Annotated in this window: 10 protein-coding genes; 6 read left to right on the forward strand and 4 right to left on the reverse strand. The window is 73.8% G+C overall.

The annotated features are described in order from the left end of the window. Positions 1-16: 16 nt before the first annotated feature. The 4 genes from lanKC (at position 17) to NQO67_RS17255 (ending at position 6,888) form a co-directional block, all read left to right on the forward strand. Complete coding sequence (lanKC, locus tag NQO67_RS17240) at positions 17-2,665, forward strand: class III lanthionine synthetase LanKC (protein WP_255950888.1); 2,649 nt, start codon at positions 17-19, stop codon at positions 2,663-2,665. Beyond that, positions 2,652-2,801: a SapB/AmfS family lanthipeptide gene (locus tag NQO67_RS17245; protein ID WP_255950889.1), complete on the forward strand. Its 150-nt coding sequence runs from the start codon at positions 2,652-2,654 to the stop codon at positions 2,799-2,801. The genes lanKC and NQO67_RS17245 overlap by 14 nt, the downstream gene beginning before the upstream one ends. A 218-nt stretch (positions 2,802-3,019) precedes the next feature. Next, positions 3,020-5,065: an ABC transporter ATP-binding protein gene (locus tag NQO67_RS17250; protein ID WP_255950890.1), complete on the forward strand. Its 2,046-nt coding sequence runs from the start codon at positions 3,020-3,022 to the stop codon at positions 5,063-5,065. A 17-nt stretch (positions 5,066-5,082) separates the two neighbouring features. Continuing rightward, positions 5,083-6,888 (forward strand): ATP-binding cassette domain-containing protein, encoded by a 1,806-nt coding sequence (locus NQO67_RS17255; RefSeq protein ID WP_255950891.1) that lies wholly within the window; start codon positions 5,083-5,085, stop codon positions 6,886-6,888. 24 nt (positions 6,889-6,912) lie between these two features. Here the strand turns inward: NQO67_RS17255 and NQO67_RS17260 are convergent, their stop codons facing one another. Beyond that, positions 6,913-7,554, reverse strand: coding sequence for a response regulator transcription factor (locus NQO67_RS17260; RefSeq protein WP_308295670.1), 642 nt, complete (start codon positions 7,552-7,554; stop codon positions 6,913-6,915). A 664-nt stretch (positions 7,555-8,218) separates the two neighbouring features. Further along, positions 8,219-9,025, reverse strand: a complete 807-nt coding sequence (locus NQO67_RS17265; RefSeq protein ID WP_255950892.1) for a site-2 protease family protein — start codon at positions 9,023-9,025, stop codon at positions 8,219-8,221. A 177-nt stretch (positions 9,026-9,202) separates the two neighbouring features. Between NQO67_RS17265 and NQO67_RS17270 the strand changes: the two genes are divergently transcribed. Then, positions 9,203-9,589: a hypothetical protein gene (locus tag NQO67_RS17270; protein WP_255950893.1), complete on the forward strand. Its 387-nt coding sequence runs from the start codon at positions 9,203-9,205 to the stop codon at positions 9,587-9,589. 252 nt (positions 9,590-9,841) lie between these two features. Next, positions 9,842-13,519: an AfsR/SARP family transcriptional regulator gene (locus tag NQO67_RS17275; protein ID WP_255950894.1), complete on the forward strand. Its 3,678-nt coding sequence runs from the start codon at positions 9,842-9,844 to the stop codon at positions 13,517-13,519. A 90-nt stretch (positions 13,520-13,609) separates the two neighbouring features. Here NQO67_RS17275 and NQO67_RS17280 read toward each other — a convergent pair whose 3' ends face one another. Next, positions 13,610-14,416 carry an ABC transporter permease gene (locus NQO67_RS17280; protein ID WP_255951024.1) on the reverse strand — a complete coding sequence of 269 codons (807 nt, stop codon included), beginning with the start codon at positions 14,414-14,416 and terminating at the stop codon, positions 13,610-13,612. A gap of 56 nt (positions 14,417-14,472) precedes the next feature. Then, positions 14,473-15,498 carry an ATP-binding cassette domain-containing protein gene (locus NQO67_RS17285; RefSeq protein WP_255950895.1) on the reverse strand — a complete coding sequence of 342 codons (1,026 nt, stop codon included), beginning with the start codon at positions 15,496-15,498 and terminating at the stop codon, positions 14,473-14,475. Positions 15,499-15,706 lie beyond the last annotated feature (208 nt).

A 15,706-nucleotide genomic window follows, 5' to 3' on the forward strand; every position in this document is an offset into this window, starting at 1 on the left:
GACCGAGGGAGCTGGGGTGAACAAGGGCTACGCCGTCTACTGCGATGCTGACGCGCACTTCTACGACGCACCGCACCGACGCTCGGACCGGAGCGCGAGGCTGGCACGGCAGTACCCGGCGGCCCTGGCACCCGTGCCGCCGGGATGGGTGCAGCACACCGTCGGGGACTGGTGCGCACTGCGGCCGGCCGACCACCAGCTGCCGACCCAGGGCTGGAAGATCCACGTCTCGGCCTGTCTCGACAACGCCGAGGCCGTCCTGAACCGGCTGGTGGCGTACTGCGTGCCGCGCGGTATCGCCTTCAAGTTCGTGCCGAGCCCGTACCTGCTGCTGCACCGCAACGCCAAGTACGCGGACCGGGCGGGAAGCGGGAAGTTCGCCACCGTCTACCCGGCCGACGCAACGCAGTGCCACACGGTCGCACGTGAACTGGACGAGCTGCTGGCCGGAGAGCCCGGCCCGTACATCCTCAGCGACCTGCGATGGGGACGCGGCCCCGTGCACCTGCGGTACGGCAGCTTCGCCCGCCGCGACTGCTACGACGCCCACGGCGAGCTGGTGCCGGCCGTCGAGGACCCCGAGGGACGCCTGGTGCCGGACCTCAGGGGGCCGACGTTCCGGCTGCCCGACTGGGTGGAGCTCCCGGAGTTCCTCCAGCCGCACCTGGCGGCCCGCAACGCGGTCACCCTCGCCGACCTGCCGTACACGGTGCACCGTGCGCTGCACTTCTCCAACGGCGGCGGCGTCTACGTGGCCCGCGACGAGCGGACCGGTGACACGGTGGTGCTGAAGGAGGCCCGGCCGCACGCGGGTCTCGCGGCGGACGGCGCCGACGCGGTCACCCGCCTGCACCGCGAGCGGCGCGCGCTGGAACGGCTGTCCGGCCTGCCCTGCACCCCCGAGGTGCGGGACCACTTCGTCCGCGGTGAGCATCACTTCCTGGTGATGGACCACGTGCCGGGCAAGCCGCTGAACACCTTCTTCGCGCGCAAGCACCCGCTGATCGAGGCCGACCCCACCCCGGAGCGCCTCGCCGAGTACACCCGGTGGGCGCTGCGCATCCACGGCCTGGTGGAAGAGGCGATGCAGGCGGTGCACGGGCGGGGCATGGTCTTCACCGACCTGCACCTGTTCAACATCATGGTCTCCGAGGACGAGTCGTCGGTCACCCTGCTGGACTTCGAAGCCGCCTACGACATCGCGGAGTCGGGCCGCCAGGTGGTCGCCCACCCCGCCTTCGTCGCGCCACCCGACCGGCGCGGCTTCGACATCGACCGGTACGCCCTGGCGTGCCTGCGGCTCGCGCTGTTCCTGCCGCTGACGAGCCTGCTCGCGATCGACCGCGGCAAGGCGGCCCACCTGGCCGACGTGGTGGCGGACCGCTTCCCCGTCGACCGCGCCTTCCTGGACGAGGCGGTCGCCGAGATCCAGCGCGACCCGGTCGCCGGCGCCGGCCCGCGCCGCCTGACCGGGTACTTACCCGCACGGCCCGGTGACTGGCCGCGCAGCCGGGCCTCCATGGCCTGCGCCGTGCGCGCCTCCGCCACACCGCACCGCACGGACCGCTGCTTCCCGGGTGACGTCCGCCAGTTCACGCAGACCCTCGGCGGGGCGTCCTTCGGCCACGGCGCCGCCGGCGTGCTCCACGCGCTCGCCGAGAGCGGTGCGGGGAACCATCCCGGGGGCGAGGAATGGCTGCTGCGGGCCGTGCACGACCCCGGCTCCGGCACCCCTCTCGGCTTCTACGACGGCCTTGCAGGCGTGGCCTGGACACTGCACCGGCTCGGCCACACCGAGGAAGCGGTGCGGACCGCCGCACGGATCACCGACGAACCCTGGCAGCTGCTCCCGGCCCATCTGCACGGCGGGCTCGCCGGGCTCGGCCTGGCCCTCGACACGCTCGGCACGTCCTGCGGCGAGCCGGGCTTCACCGACACCGCGCTGCGCTGCGCCGAGCTGGCCGCCGACGCGCTGCACGGCACCGGCGAGCCGCTGCGGCGGGCCGGGCTGCTGTACGGCGCGACGGGCCTGGCCCTGCTCTTCATCCGGCTGCACGAGCGCACCGGCGACACCGGCCTGCTGGACCTGGCGGCCCGAGCGCTCCACCGCGACCTGGACCGGTGTACGACCAGCGCGGGCGGCACCCTCCAGGTCGACGAGGGCTGGCGGGCCATGCCGTACCTCGGCGGCGGCAGCGTCGGCATCGGCATGGTGCTGGACGACTACCTCGTGCACCGCGACGACGAGCGGATGCGCGCGGCGCGCCCGGGCATCCTCGCCGCGGCACGTTCCTCCTTCTACGCGCAGCCCGGCCTGATGCGGGGCGCCGCGGGAATGGTGCTGTACCTCAGCCGCACCACCTACCGCGGCCCCGCCCTGCCCGCAGGTGACCTCGACCGGCAGATCGACGCCCTCGCCTGGCACGCCATGACCTACCAGGGCCACCTGGCCTTCCCGGGCGAGCAGATGATGCGGCTGTCCATGGACCTGGAGACCGGTACCGCCGGCTGCCTCCTGGCACTCGCCGCGGCCCGTGACGACCGTCCGGCGCAGCTGCCGTTCCTCCCGCCGCTCCCGCGGCCCCATGAGCCGGCCCCCGCCAGGGGGTCGAAACAGAGCACCACAGTCCCCGGAGATGAGAGGAAGACACATGAACCTGTTTGAGATGCAGGCGATGGAGACCGAGAAGGAAGAGTTCGACGGCGAGGCCGGCCACAACGGCGGCGGTGGTGGCCCGGTCGGCAGCTACGCCAGCCTGCTGCTGTGCGACAGCGCCGTGAGCGCGCTGCTCTGCCTCTGACGCACACGCTCGTGAGCATCCCCGGGGTCGCGGCGCGCGAGAGCCCCGCCACCCCGGGGACCCACCACGGTCGGGAGTGAAGGTCCCGGACGGCGCTGCCGTCCGGGACCTCGGCGCATCACGCCTGCCGGTGCCGCCGCGCCACGGGCGGCCGGGCGCCGTGGCGGCAGCCCAGCCGATGGACTCGTCCGACCGCCCCCAGGAGGTTTTCGTTCCCCATGGCGCCCACCCGCGGACCGGCCACGCCCGTCGCCCTCGCCCGGACCGCCGCTCCCGCCGAGTCCGCGACGCCCGCCGTCCCCGCCGCACCGGAATCGCCAGCGGCGACCGTCACCGAGCGGCGTCTCCTGACGCGCCTGGTCCGGATGACCGCACCGAGCACCGCGGTGGTCCTGGGCTGCATGCTGGCGTCGGCCGGCGCGGCGCTGGCCGGGCCCGCCGTGCTCGGACACGCCCTTGACGTGCTGCTGCACCACGGCGCCGCCGGCCGGCCGCTGGCCGTGTGCGCGGCGCTGCTCACCGCCGAGATCGTGCTGAACGCCGTATCGGCCCGGCTCACCGGCGGCCTCTCCGCACGTTCGACCGCCCGGCTGCGCCATCTCGCGCTGCCCCGACTGCTCGCCGCGCCGCCGCACGCCGCCGCGCATCTCACACCCGGCGACGTCGCGGTCCGGCTCACCGCGAACGCCACCGAGGCGGGCAACACGCCCGCGGCCGCCGCCGGGTTCGTGGCCGCGCTGCCGCTGCCCGTGGGCGCCGTCGTGGCCCTCTACCTGATCGACCCGTGGACCGGGGTCGCCTTCGGCGCCGGACTGCCCCTGCTCGTACTGGTGTTGCGCGCCTTCGCCCGCGGCTCCTCCGACAGCGTCACGCGCTACCAGCTGATCCAGTCCGAGCTGGCGTCCCGGCTCGCCGAGGCGCTGACGGGGGCCCGCACCATCGCCGCCGCGGGCCTGACCGCACAGGAACGGGAACGCGTCCTCGCGCCGCTGCCACGGCTGGGCGTGGCGGGCAACCGGATGTGGCGGGTACACGGCCGCGCCATGGCGCGCAGCGGCGTCCTCCTGCCGCTGCTGACCACCCTGGTGCTGGCCGTCGGCGGGCTGCGCCTGGCGGCCGGGCAGATCAGCGTCGGCGATCTGCTGGCCGCCTCCCGGTACGCGGCACTGGCCGCCGGGCTCGGCACCGTCGCGGAGCCGCTCGGCGCGCTGGTGCGCGCCCGTGCCGCGGCCGGCCGGCTCACCGAACTGCTCGCCCTGCCCGAACTCGCGCACGGCGGGCGCGACCTGCCCCCGGACGGCGACGGCACCCTCGACCTGGCAGGCGTGTGCGTCGCCCGGAACGGCCGGACGGTGCTGCACGACGTCGACCTGCACGTGCCCGGCGGCACCATGGTGGCCGTCGTGGGCCGCTCGGGAGCCGGCAAGTCGACGCTGGCTGCCGTCATGGGCCGGCTGGCCGACCCCACCCGCGGACGCGTCCTGCTCGACGGCGTGCCGCTGCCGGACGTGGCGCGCGAACCGCTGCGGCGCGCGGTGGCCTACGCCTTCGCGCGGCCATCCCTCTTCGGCGACACCCTCGCCTCCGCGCTCACACCCGGTTCGGCCACGGCCGGCGAGCCCTCCGCGCAGGTGCGCGAGGCGGCACGCGCGGCGAGCGCGGAGCCGTTCGTGCGGCTGCTGCCACAGGGGTACGACACGCCGCCCGACGCCGTGCCGCTGTCCGGCGGCGAGCTGCAACGCCTGGGCCTGGCCCGGGCGTTCGCGCAGGCCGACCGCCTACTGATCCTGGACGACGCCACGTCCAGCCTGGACACCGTCACCGAGCAACGTGTGCAGCAGGCCCTGACGCACGCCGTGCGGGCCCGCACGCGCGTGGTGATCGCCCACCGCCTGACCACCGCGGCCCGCGCCGACCTGGTGGTCTGGCTGGAGGACGGCCGCATCCGCGCGGTGGGCCCGCACGCGCAGCTGCACCACCACCCCGAGTACCGCGCCGTGTTCCGGCCACCGGACCAGAACCACGCCACGGCGCAGCTGCACCCTGGCACGCCCGGCCCGGACGAGGACACCCCGCCGAGTAGCCGCACGGCGCAGGATCCCGGAACGGAGACGGGCGACGGCACCGTCCGGGCCACGCGCACGACCCGGGACCCCCGCACCACGCGGCCCCGGAATCCCACCGCCCCGCCACCCGACAACACCCCACCGGGCGGCACCGCACCGGTCGGCAGCGCCGTGCCCGTGCCGGGGCGTGACCGGTGACCGCCACCGTGGCGGCCGTGCGCACGGCCCGACCGGGACGCCGTACGTTCCGGCGTGGCCTGCGTTTCCTGGTCGGTCACCGGCGGGCGGTGCTGGCCCTGGCCGCGTGGTCCCTGGTGGAGTCGGTACAGACCTTCCTGACCGGTTACTGCCTGGCCCGCGCCCTCGACGACGGTTTCCTCGCCGACCGCACCGCGCCGGGCCTCGGGTGGCTCGCCGTCGCCGCGGCGGCCGCGCTGACCGTCGGACCGGTGCAGCGCGGAGTGTTCGCGCAGCTGGCGGCGTTGGTGGAGCCGCTGCGTGACGTGTTGGTGCGCCGCGCGGTGTCCGGCGCCCTGGAGCGGGCCGTGGCCGACCCCGGCCGGGTGGACCTCACGGCGGTCTCCCGGCTCACCCAGCAGACGGAACTCGTCCGCGACGGGTTCGCCGGACTGGTGCTGACGGCACGGTCGTTCGTGTTCCACCTGGCGGGGGCGCTCGCCGGCCTGCTCGCGCTCGCACCCGTCCTGCTGCTCCCGGTGCTGCCCCCGCTCCTCGTGGGGCTCGCCCTCTTCACCGCCGCACTCCGCCCCACGGCCCGGGCGCAACGCGCCTTCCTCGACGCCGGCGAGGCCCTGGCCGACCGGGCCGGGGCCGCCGCGGCGGGCCTGCGCGACGTGACCGCCTGCGGGGCCGCACCGGTGGTGGGGGAGCGCGCCGGAGCGGAGATCGACACCGCCGAGCGGGCGAGCCGGACGCTGGCACGCTGGGCGGCGGTGCGGGCGCTGACCCTGGGCGCCGCCGGGCAGTTGCCGGTGGTGACGCTCCTGATCATGGCGCCGTGGCTGCTGCGGCACGGTGTCACGGCCGGCGCGCTGGCGGGCGCCTTCACCTTCCTCGTGCAGTCGCTGCTGCCGGCCCTGCACACGTTGATGACCGCGCTGGCCACGGCGGGCGCCCGCCTGCTGGTGGTGCTGGAGCGCTTCGACCGTGCCACGGAGGCCGGGCCGCCCCCCACGAAGGTCGCGTCCTCACCACTGCCGCCGGCCGCCGGGCCGCGCCCCCTGCTCCCGCTGGCCGGGCATGGCCGGCCGCCGGCCGTGCGGGCCGCCGGGGTGAGCCTGCGCTACGGTGCCGCAGCGCCCCCGGTGCTGGACGGGCTCGACCTGGTCGTGGAGGAGGGCGAACACCTCGCCGTGGTGGGCCCGAGCGGCGTCGGCAAGTCGACGCTCACCGGCGTGCTGTCCGGCCTGCGCACGCCCGACCGCGGTGCCGTGTGGCTCGACGGTGTGCCGGTGGCGGGCCGCGGCGCAGGTGAACTGGCGCCGTTGAGGGTGCTCATCCCGCAGGAGGCGTACGTGTTCACGGGCACCGTCGCGGAGAACCTGCGCCTGCTCGACCCGGCGGCCTCGGCCGACCGGCTGGCACGGGTGGCGGACCTGCTGGGGGCGGGCCCGCTGCTGGACGCCCTGGGCGGCCCGGACGCCGTCTGCGACCCGGCGGCACTGTCGCAGGGGCAGCGCCAGTTGCTGGCCCTGTGCCGCGCCTACCTGTCCCCGGCCCCCCTCGCCCTGCTCGACGAGGCGACGTGCCACCTGGACCCGGCGGCCGAGGCGCTCGCCGAGACCGCGTTCGCCGCGCGCCCCGGCACGCTGATCGTCGTCGCGCACCGGCTGTCGTCTGCCCGCAGGGCGGACCGGGTCCTGGTCCTCGACGGCGCACGCTCCGCACTCGGCACCCACGACGAGCTACTGCGCGATTCCGCGGCCTACCGCGAGATGACGGGGTGCTGGGCGGCGGACGAGCCGAATGCCCCGCACGACAACACGACCGTCGGCACCTGAGAAGGAGGCAGGCGCCCAGCCGCCCTAGAGCCAGCCGGCCAGACGGGAGATGCGCACGGCATCCAGCCGATTGCGCGCGCCGACCTTGCGGATGGCGGAGGCCAGGTAGTTGCGCACCGTGCCGCAGGCCAGGTGCAGGGTGCCGGCGATGTCGCGGATCGGCGCGCCCTCGGCGGCCAGCGACAGAACGTTCAACTCCCGGGGCGTCAGCGGCATCTGGCTCGCCTGGAGAAAGTCAAAGGCGAGCGATTCATCAACGAATCGCTCGCCTGAGGCGACGGTGCGGATCCCCGTGACTAATCGTTTCGGCGCTCCGTACTTGTCGACGTAGCCGAGGGCTCCTGCGTCCAGGGCCCGTCGCAGGCGCCCGGGGCGGCGCGGCCCGAGGAGCACCAGCAGGGCCGGAAGGGGGCTACCGGGGAGGTCGACCCCGGTGTGCGTACACGGTGCGCCCGGCAGCGTCGGCAGGCTGTCCAGACAGTTCTCGTCGGCCACCCAGACGGACGCGGGCGACGCACTGCCGCCCCATCCCGCGTCCCGGAGGTCCGCCGGAGCGTGCCGGCCACCGGCGAGCACGGGCACGGCGAGCATCTGCTCCGCCCGCAGGAGAGCCACCAGGGCCTCCCGCATGATGTCCATCTCGTGAATGACCATGACGTGTATCACGACGAACTCCTCACAGGACCGACACGTTCCGCTCCCACCCAACTGCCCCACCGCTCCCGGATCAACGCCTGGACCGCCGCTTCGGGAGGCATCGGTGGCGACCGGCGCCGCACTGACGCAACCCGGGCGACCGGCGTGCGCCCCCAACGAACCCGTAGAAAACCCCGCATATCACCCAACACTCGGCGGCCGACGCTCCGCGGGACCGCCCGCCATCCCGGCAGGCGAACGCCGCGAACGGGCGAACACTCCGGACGGAACCATCAGCGAGGCTCGCCCCGACTAATCGATTCTGCGTACAGTGCGCCCGCCACTTCTGGGAACGCTCCCACCGCGCGCCCGGCGGCACAGAAGCGAGGCTCCATCCACTCGACATCCCGCAGGGATGGAGGAAGGAAGAGGACCCACCGGTGGAGAGCCGCGATCGAGAGGGAAGGTGTTGTGGGGGTATGTGCGCGCGCAGGACCGCCGCTGAGTGCCGGTGAACTCACGGTCCACGATCATCGCGCCGGCCGAGCACGTACATACCCCCACGGCACCGACCCACCACCCCACCGAACGCGGCCCTTCGGCGCCCCAGGGACAAGGGGACACCTCAACACCCCGGACAGGGGTCACCCCACCATCGACGCCGGCCGCCACTCACGCCGGCAACCATCACGACTCAGCCCCAGGACGGCAGCACGGTCGAGCCCTGCCAGAACCGATACAGGTCCTGGCCCACCCATGGCTCCCACCCCTGCACGTCCAGCGCCCGCAGCACGGCCTCGATCGCGTCGAAGAAGGCCGAGTTCACCGGGGAAAGCAACAGCACGGCGAAGACCGCGAGAAGACCGAACGGCGCGAAGGGCTCCACCTGGCGCCGGACCCCCTGCGACAGCCAGGGCTCCAGGATGCCGTAGCCGTCCAGCCCCGGCACGGGCAGCAGGTTCAGGATCGCGGCGGTCACCTGGAGCATCGCGAGGAACGCGAGGGCGTACCGGAACGTCGCGGGAACGCCGTCCAGCGCGTGCAACCAGAACGGCGCGGTGCAGACGCCCGCGAACAGCACGTTCGTCAGCGGCCCTGCGGCCGATATCAGGCTGTGGCGCCAGCGGCCCCGGATCCGACCCCGCTCGATGAAGACCGCACCGCCGGGCAACCCGATGCCGCCCATGATCACGAAGAGCACCGGCAGCACGATGCTGAGCACCGCGTGGGTGTACCGCACCGGGTTGAGCGTGAGGTACCCCTTGGCGCCGACGGAGGTGTCGCCGCTGTGCAGGGCGGTGCGGGCGTGCGCGTACTCGTGCAGGCACAGGGAGACGACCCAGGCGGCCGTCACGAACACGAAGACGGCGAAACCGGCGCCGCCGGAGCCGCCGGCACCGGTCCAGGCGGCCCAGCCCGCCACGGCCATCACGGCGACGATGCCGAGGAAGACGGCGCTGATCCTCCGCTCGCCCGGGCGGCGGGTGGTGGCGGTGGTCATGAGGAGACTCCAGGGACGGGACGGCGCGGGAAACGGGCCGGGACGGTACGGGCTCCCGAATCGCCCACACCGTATGCGGAACGTTCCGCACGCCGCCAACGGTTCCGCATCCGGGCCTCGTGTGGCCCACGGCGCAAGCGGCCCGGCGAGGCCGTCGGCGCGCCGTAGGCTCCGGGCATGCACAGCACCCTGGTGGAGCATGCCCGGTGTCTCTTCGGGGACGAGTATCGCCCGACGCCGGAGTGCGGGCTCGAGCATCGGGAATACCTCTTCGTCGAAGAGCTGACGTTCGCCGGTGCGGATGCGATCTTGGCCATGCTGCGGGAGCTCTGCCCGCACCTGGTGGACGGCCGGCTGCCGGTGTGGGTGCGGAACCTGGCCTACCGGCTGGTGCTCTTGCAGCAGCCGGACGAGCCGGCGCTGCTGCGCGAGGCGGCCCAGAGCCTGTGGATGCACGGCCCGGACTGGGACCACGTGGCGGCCGACCTGACGCACCGGGCCGAGGCCCTGGAAGCGGACCGTAGAGCCGACGGAGGAGCGGACTGTTCAGGTCATGGCCCCTGAACAAACGATGAAGCGACGTTTGAACGACGCCGTGCACACCCCTCGCTGATCGCTGATCGCTGATCGCGCGATCACCGACGGGACGATCACCGATCGCACGACCCCGGCCCGGCCCCACCGACCTGGTGAGCCGTACACCCGGCCGCCACCCGGTGGCAGGTCGCGGCAGTTCTCCGCGGTCCCGCGACACGCCCGGGGTCCCGGTTGAGAGCCACTGGCCACACTGCCGGGCGTACCGGCGACAATAGGCCGGTGCGCTACCGCATTCTCGGCACCACCCAGGCATTTCGCCCCGACGGCACCCTCGTCCCGGTCGGCGGAGCGAGGCTGCGCGCCCTGCTCACGGTGCTGGCCCTCCGTCCGGGCCGCACCGTCCCCGCATCCGTGCTGGTCGACGAGGTGTGGGGAGTCGAGCCTCCGGCCGACGCGATGGGCGCGTTGCAGGCCCTGGTGGGGCGGTTGCGCAGGGCGATCGGCGCGTCTGCGCTGGCCTCCGAAGAGGGCGGTTACCGGCTGTGCGCGACCCTCGACGACGTGGACGCCTTCCGTTTCGAGCGGATGGCCACCGAGGGCGCGCGGGCGCTGGCCGACGGTGATGCGCAGAAGGCGGCGGGCGTACTGGACGACGCGCTCGCCCTGTGGCACGGCCCCGCCCTGGCCGACCTGCCGGACCGGGGCGCGGAGGCGGCCCGCTGGGAGACCCGCCGCCACGACGTGCGCCGGGGGCGTCTGGAAGCGGCCCTGGCGCTGGGCCAGGCGGAGCAGGCGCTGCCGGAACTGACCGCGCTGTGTGACGCGCACCCGTTCGAAGAGCCGTTGCAGGTGCTGCGGCTGCGCGCCCTGCGTGACGCGGGCCGCTCGGCCGAGGCGCTGGCCGCTTACGAGGACATCCGGCGTGCCCTGGCGTCACGCCTGGGCACCGACCCCGGACCCGAACTCCGCGCCCTGCACGCCGCACTGCTGACCCCTGACAGCGGCGAGCCCGTCCGGCCCGGTCAGCCCGGTCAGCGCGGCATGGCTGGCCGATCCGGAAGCCACCCAGGTCAGGCCAACGGCCACCCCAGCCACCCCGCGCGGCAGAGCCACTTCGAGCGCCAGAGCCACCCCGAGCCGCCCCCGGACCCCGCCCAGGCCCCAGGCGCCACGCCTGCCACGTATCCCGCTCCCGCACCAGACCACGCCCCCGGCGCCCCCCGCACCGGCACGCTGAACGCACCGGCACACACGACACACGCCGAGGCCGCCCCACCGAACTCCGCGCCCCACGCGCCCCCCGCACCCACCACCGACACGGAACTCCCCGCACCCACGACAGACGGTGAGCCCCCGCCCACCACAACCCACGAGCCCCCACCCACCCCCCGGAACACCGCCGCAGTCCCACCCCCGAACCTCGCTGGTCTCGCCGCGCCGCCCCCCGGCAACCTCCGCGCCCGGCTCACCTCCTTCGTCGGACGGGAGCAGGACATCGTGGCCATCCGGCGGGAGCTGGGCAGAAGCCGCCTGGTCACGCTGCTCGGCCCCGGCGGGTCCGGTAAGACGCGGCTGTCGCAGGAGGCCGCGGAGGGGATGGCGGACGCCATGCCGGACGGTGTCTGGCTGGCCGAACTGGCGCCCGTGGACGACCCCGACGACCCCAAGGCCGTGTCGGAGGCCGTGGTCACCGCGCTCGGCGCCCGTGAGACCGTGCTGCGCGGTGCCGGGGCGGAGGAGCTGCGCGCCGCCGCCGACCGGCACGGCGACGATCCGCTGGTCCGGCTCACCGAGTACTGCGCACCGCGCCGCATGGTGCTGCTGCTCGACAACTGCGAGCACGTCGTGGACAGCGCCGCCCGGCTCGCGGCGCAGCTGCTGGAGCGCTGCCCGCGGCTGACCGTGCTGGCCACCAGCCGGGAACCGCTCGGCGTGCCGGGCGAGGTGCTGTATCCCGTGGAGCCGTTGCCGGAGCCGGTCGCGATGCGGCTGCTGGACGAGCGTGGCGCGGCGGCCCGGCCCGGGTTCCGCAGCGCCGACGACCCGGAGGCGGTGGCCGAGATCTGCCGCCGCCTGGACGGCCTGCCGCTCGCGATCGAGCTGGCGGCGGCCCGGCTCAGGCTGCTGACGCCGCGGCAGATCGCGGACCGCCTCGACGACCGTTTCCGGCTGCTGACCAGCGGTGCCCGCACCGTGCTGCCGCGTCAGCAGACGCTGCGTGCCGTGGTCGACTGGTCGTGGGAGCTGCTGGACGCCTCCGAGCGTGCGGTGCTGCGCCGCCTGGCGGTGTTCGCCGGCGGCTGTGACCTGGCCGCCGCCGAGGCGGTCTGCGGGCCCGACGCACTCGACGCGTTGGGTTCCCTTGTCGACAAGTCGCTGGTCGTCGCCGCCCCCGCCGAGGACGGCCGGATGCGCTACCGGCTGCTGGAGACGGTCGCCGAATACGCCGCGGAACGGCTCGACGAGGCCGGCGACCGCACCGCAGCCGAACGCGCGCACCTCGTCCACTACCGCGAGCTCGCCCGTACCACCGACGCGGATCTGCGCGGCCCCGGGCAGCTGGCTGCGATCGCCGCCCTCACCGCCGACTACGAGAACCTGCGCACCGCCCTGCGGTGCGCCATCGCCGCAGGCGACGAGCAGGAGGCGCTCTGCCTGGTGCTGTCGCTCTGCTGGTACTGGCAGATACACGACCTGCGGCACGAGGCGCGCACCTGGTCGCTGGCCGTGGCCGAGCTGGGCCCCGACCCGTTCGCCGAGCCGCTCACGCCCGCGCCCGCACTGCACGAGCGGTGCACGGCCGCCCCGCCCCCGATGCGCCCCGAGCTGCTGGAAGAGGCCCGGCGCGGCGCCCATCTGGTCCATCTGGCCTGCATGGACATGGAGATAGGCCGCTGGCAGACCCCCGAGGCGCAGCAGAAGCTACGTGCCATCACCCAGGTCTACCGGCCGGGACTGCCCCAGACGTGCAGCGTGCCGGGGAGCCTGTGGTTCTTCGCGGTGATCCTCACCGGCGAGTTCTCCACCCTCACCGAGATACTCGAGGCGAACATCCGCACCTGCCGCACCCTCGACCTGCGCTGGGAGCTGGCCATGGCCCTCCAGATGCGGGCCAATCTGCTGGCCAACCGCAGTGACCTGGCGGGCGACGCGAACCGGGACGCCGACGAGTCGCTGACCATCTTCACCTCGCTCGGCGACTCCTGGGGGATGGCCGAGGCGCTGTCGGCGCGCGCGGAGGCCCGGGAGCGCAGGGGCGACTTCGCCGGTGCCGCGGACGACTACCGTGCGGCGATGGCGCACACCGAGCGGCTCGGCGCCCACTCCCAGGTGGCCGTGCTCACGGTGCGGCTGGCGAGCGCGCTGGTCGAGCTGGGCGAGGAGGCGCGGGGCGAGACGATGCTGCGTACGGTCCTCGAGACGCACCGGCACAGCAGCGGCAACGAGGCGATACCGGCCGGCCGCCTCTTCCTCGCGCTGCTGCTCAGCCGCACCGGCCGGGTCCCGGAGGCACGCGAGCACATCCGGTTGATGCGGGAGGGTTTCCCCGCGGCCGGATTCGCGGTCTTCGATGGCTTCGTCGCCAGTATCGAGGCCTGGCTCGACATGGCGGACGGGCGGTACGCGGAGGGCCTGGAACGGACCCGCCAGGCGATCCAGAAGGCCCTCGATCCGCTGGCCCGGTTGATCGCGCCGCAGATGATGTCGATACAGCTGGCGATCGGAGCGTTCGGCCACGCGCACGTCGAAGGCGGCGCACAGGCCCGCAACGCGGCGCTGCTGCTCGGCGCCGCCTGGGCGCTGCTGCCGCAGGGCCACCATCCCAACGTGCTGGAACGTGAGGTCAGCGCCCGGGTGGAGGCCACCGCGCGCGCCGTGCTCGGCGACGCGGAGTACGACGCCGCACACGCGGAGGGCGGCGGCCTGTCCGTCGAGGAGGCCGCCGCCCTGCTGTGAGGCCGGTGGGAGCGGTGGGGGGAGACCGGTGCCGGGGCCCAGCGCACGGCCGGGCCCCGGCCCACGGCGGCACACGACCCGCGCCCCGTGTCAGCTCTTGGTCCGGAACTTGTGGATCGCCACCGGTGCCATCACCGCCGTGATCGCCACTGACCAGCCCAGCGTCACCCACAGGTCGTGCGCGACCGGCCCGCCCACCATCAGTCCGCGCGCCGCGTCGGCGAGCGTGGACAGCGGGTTGTAGTCGGTGAAGGCCTGCAACCAGCCCGGCATGGACTTCGTCGGCGCGAAGATGGACGATCCGAACTGCAAGGGGAACAGCACCAGGAAGCCCATCGCCTGCACGGACTGCGCGTTCTTCAGGACCACGCCCAGCGTGATGAACACCCACATGATCGACGAGGCGAACGCCGCGGACAGCCCGACGGCCGCGAACAGACCGCTCCAGCGGTGGATGTCGAAGCCGACCAGGACGGCGACGACCATCAGCACGGCGGTCGCGAACAGCATCCGCGCCACCTCCACCGAGATCTTCGCGAACAGCACCGAGCCGCGCCCGATCGGCAGGGACCGGAAGCGGTCCATGACACCGGAGTTGAAGTCCTGGCTGAAACCGGTGCCGACGCCCTGGGACAGCGTCATGCTCATCATCGCGATCATGCCCGGGATGACGTACTGCACGTACCCGTCCTGACCGCCGCCCAGCGCCTGCCCGATCGAGCCGCCGAAAACGTACACGAACAGCAGGGTGAAGACGATGGGCATCAGCAGCGCGTCGAACATGGACTCGGGGTCCTGCCGGATCCACAGCAGATTGCGCCGGATCAGGGCGCCGGTGTGGCGCAGGTGAGCGCGGAGCGGGATACGGGCATCGGCGACGGTGGCCGGAGCGGTCATGGAGGGGGCGTCGCGAAGCGGCTCGTTCAGGGTGGCGGTGGGTGACGGGCGGGCGCTCATACGGCGACCTCCTCGCGGGTCTCGGTGGGCATGGCGTCCTGCGGGGCACTGGCGCGGTGGCCGGTGAGGGACAGGAACACCTCGTCCAGGCTGGGCAGTTCGGTGGTGATGGAGCTGAGCGTGATACCGCGCGCGGTGATCGCGCCGACCACGGCGGTCAACTGCTCGTCGCTGAGGATCGGGACGAGCACGGCACCGCCCTGGGTGTCGACGGTCGTGCTGGCGAGCCCGGTGATGCCCAGCTGGTCGAGGTCGCCGGCGAGCGGCCGCAGCTGCAACGGATCGGCCGGCCGCACCCGTAGCGTCCGACCGCCCACCTTCGCCTTGAGCTCGTCGACGACACCGCCCGCGATGACCTTCCCGCGGTCGACGACGGTCAGCTCGGAGGCGAGCTGCTCGGCCTCCTCCATGTACTGGGTGGTCAGCAGGACGGTCACACCGCCGCCGACCATGGTCTTGACCTCGTCCCACACCTCGTTGCGGGTGCGGGGATCGAGCCCGGTGGTCGGCTCGTCGAGGAACAGCACCTCGGGTCGCCCGATCATCGAGGCGGCGAGGTCGAGCCGGCGCCGCATACCGCCGGAGTACGTGCTCGCCGGCCGCTTGGCCGCGTCCGTGAGCGAGAACCGCTCCAGCAGCTCGTCGGCACGCCTGCGGGCGTCCTTGCGGGGCAGGTCGAGCAGCCGCCCGATCATGTACAGGTTCTCCCAGCCCGGGAGCTTCTCGTCGACCGAGGCGTACTGCCCGGTGAGGCCTATCACCCGGCGCAGCTGCCGCGGCTGCCGGAGGACGTCGTATCCGGCGACGGTCGCCTGCCCGGCGTCCGGCTGGAGCAGGGTGGACAGAATGCGCACGAGGGTGGTCTTGCCGGCCCCGTTCGGCCCGAGCACACCCATCACGGTGCCCTCGCGCACGTCCAGGTCGACGCCGTCCAGCGCCTTGGTCTCGCCGTAGTGCTTGACCATCCCCCGCACGGTGACGGCGATGCCGTCGTCACTGGCGTTGTTGTCGATTCGCGTCATGGCACTGACGGTGCCAGGCGCTGCCGACAGATTGCCGACAGCGCACCGACAGCCGCGGTCTGCGGCCGACAGTCCACCGATATATCGGTGATCTTCCGGTGCCAGGTCCCCCGGCAGGGGCGCGGGGAACTGCGCGAGCAACCCGCCACCGGCCGGATGGCCCGGATACGGCCGAAACAGCCCCTTTGGGCCGGTGGCGACCTCCAAG

Origin of the sequence: Streptomyces odontomachi, assembly GCF_024435355.1 — a bacterium.
In the GTDB taxonomy this organism is placed as follows: Bacteria; Actinomycetota; Actinomycetes; order Streptomycetales; family Streptomycetaceae; genus Streptomyces; species Streptomyces odontomachi.

Bases quoted from the DNA above. Each gene is read 5' to 3' on its own strand.
- NQO67_RS17245 (WP_255950889.1), top strand. From the start codon at position 2,652: ATGAACCTGTTTGAGATGCAGGCGATGGAGACCGAGAAGGAAGAGTTC.
- NQO67_RS17270 (WP_255950893.1), top strand. From the start codon at position 9,203: ATGCACAGCACCCTGGTGGAGCATGCCCGGTGTCTCTTCGGGGACGAG.
- NQO67_RS17265 (WP_255950892.1), bottom strand. From the start codon at position 9,025: ATGACCACCGCCACCACCCGCCGCCCGGGCGAGCGGAGGATCAGCGCC.
- NQO67_RS17280 (WP_255951024.1), bottom strand. From the start codon at position 14,416: ATGACCGCTCCGGCCACCGTCGCCGATGCCCGTATCCCGCTCCGCGCT.
- NQO67_RS17250 (WP_255950890.1), top strand. From the start codon at position 3,020: ATGGCGCCCACCCGCGGACCGGCCACGCCCGTCGCCCTCGCCCGGACC.
- NQO67_RS17285 (WP_255950895.1), bottom strand. From the start codon at position 15,498: ATGACGCGAATCGACAACAACGCCAGTGACGACGGCATCGCCGTCACC.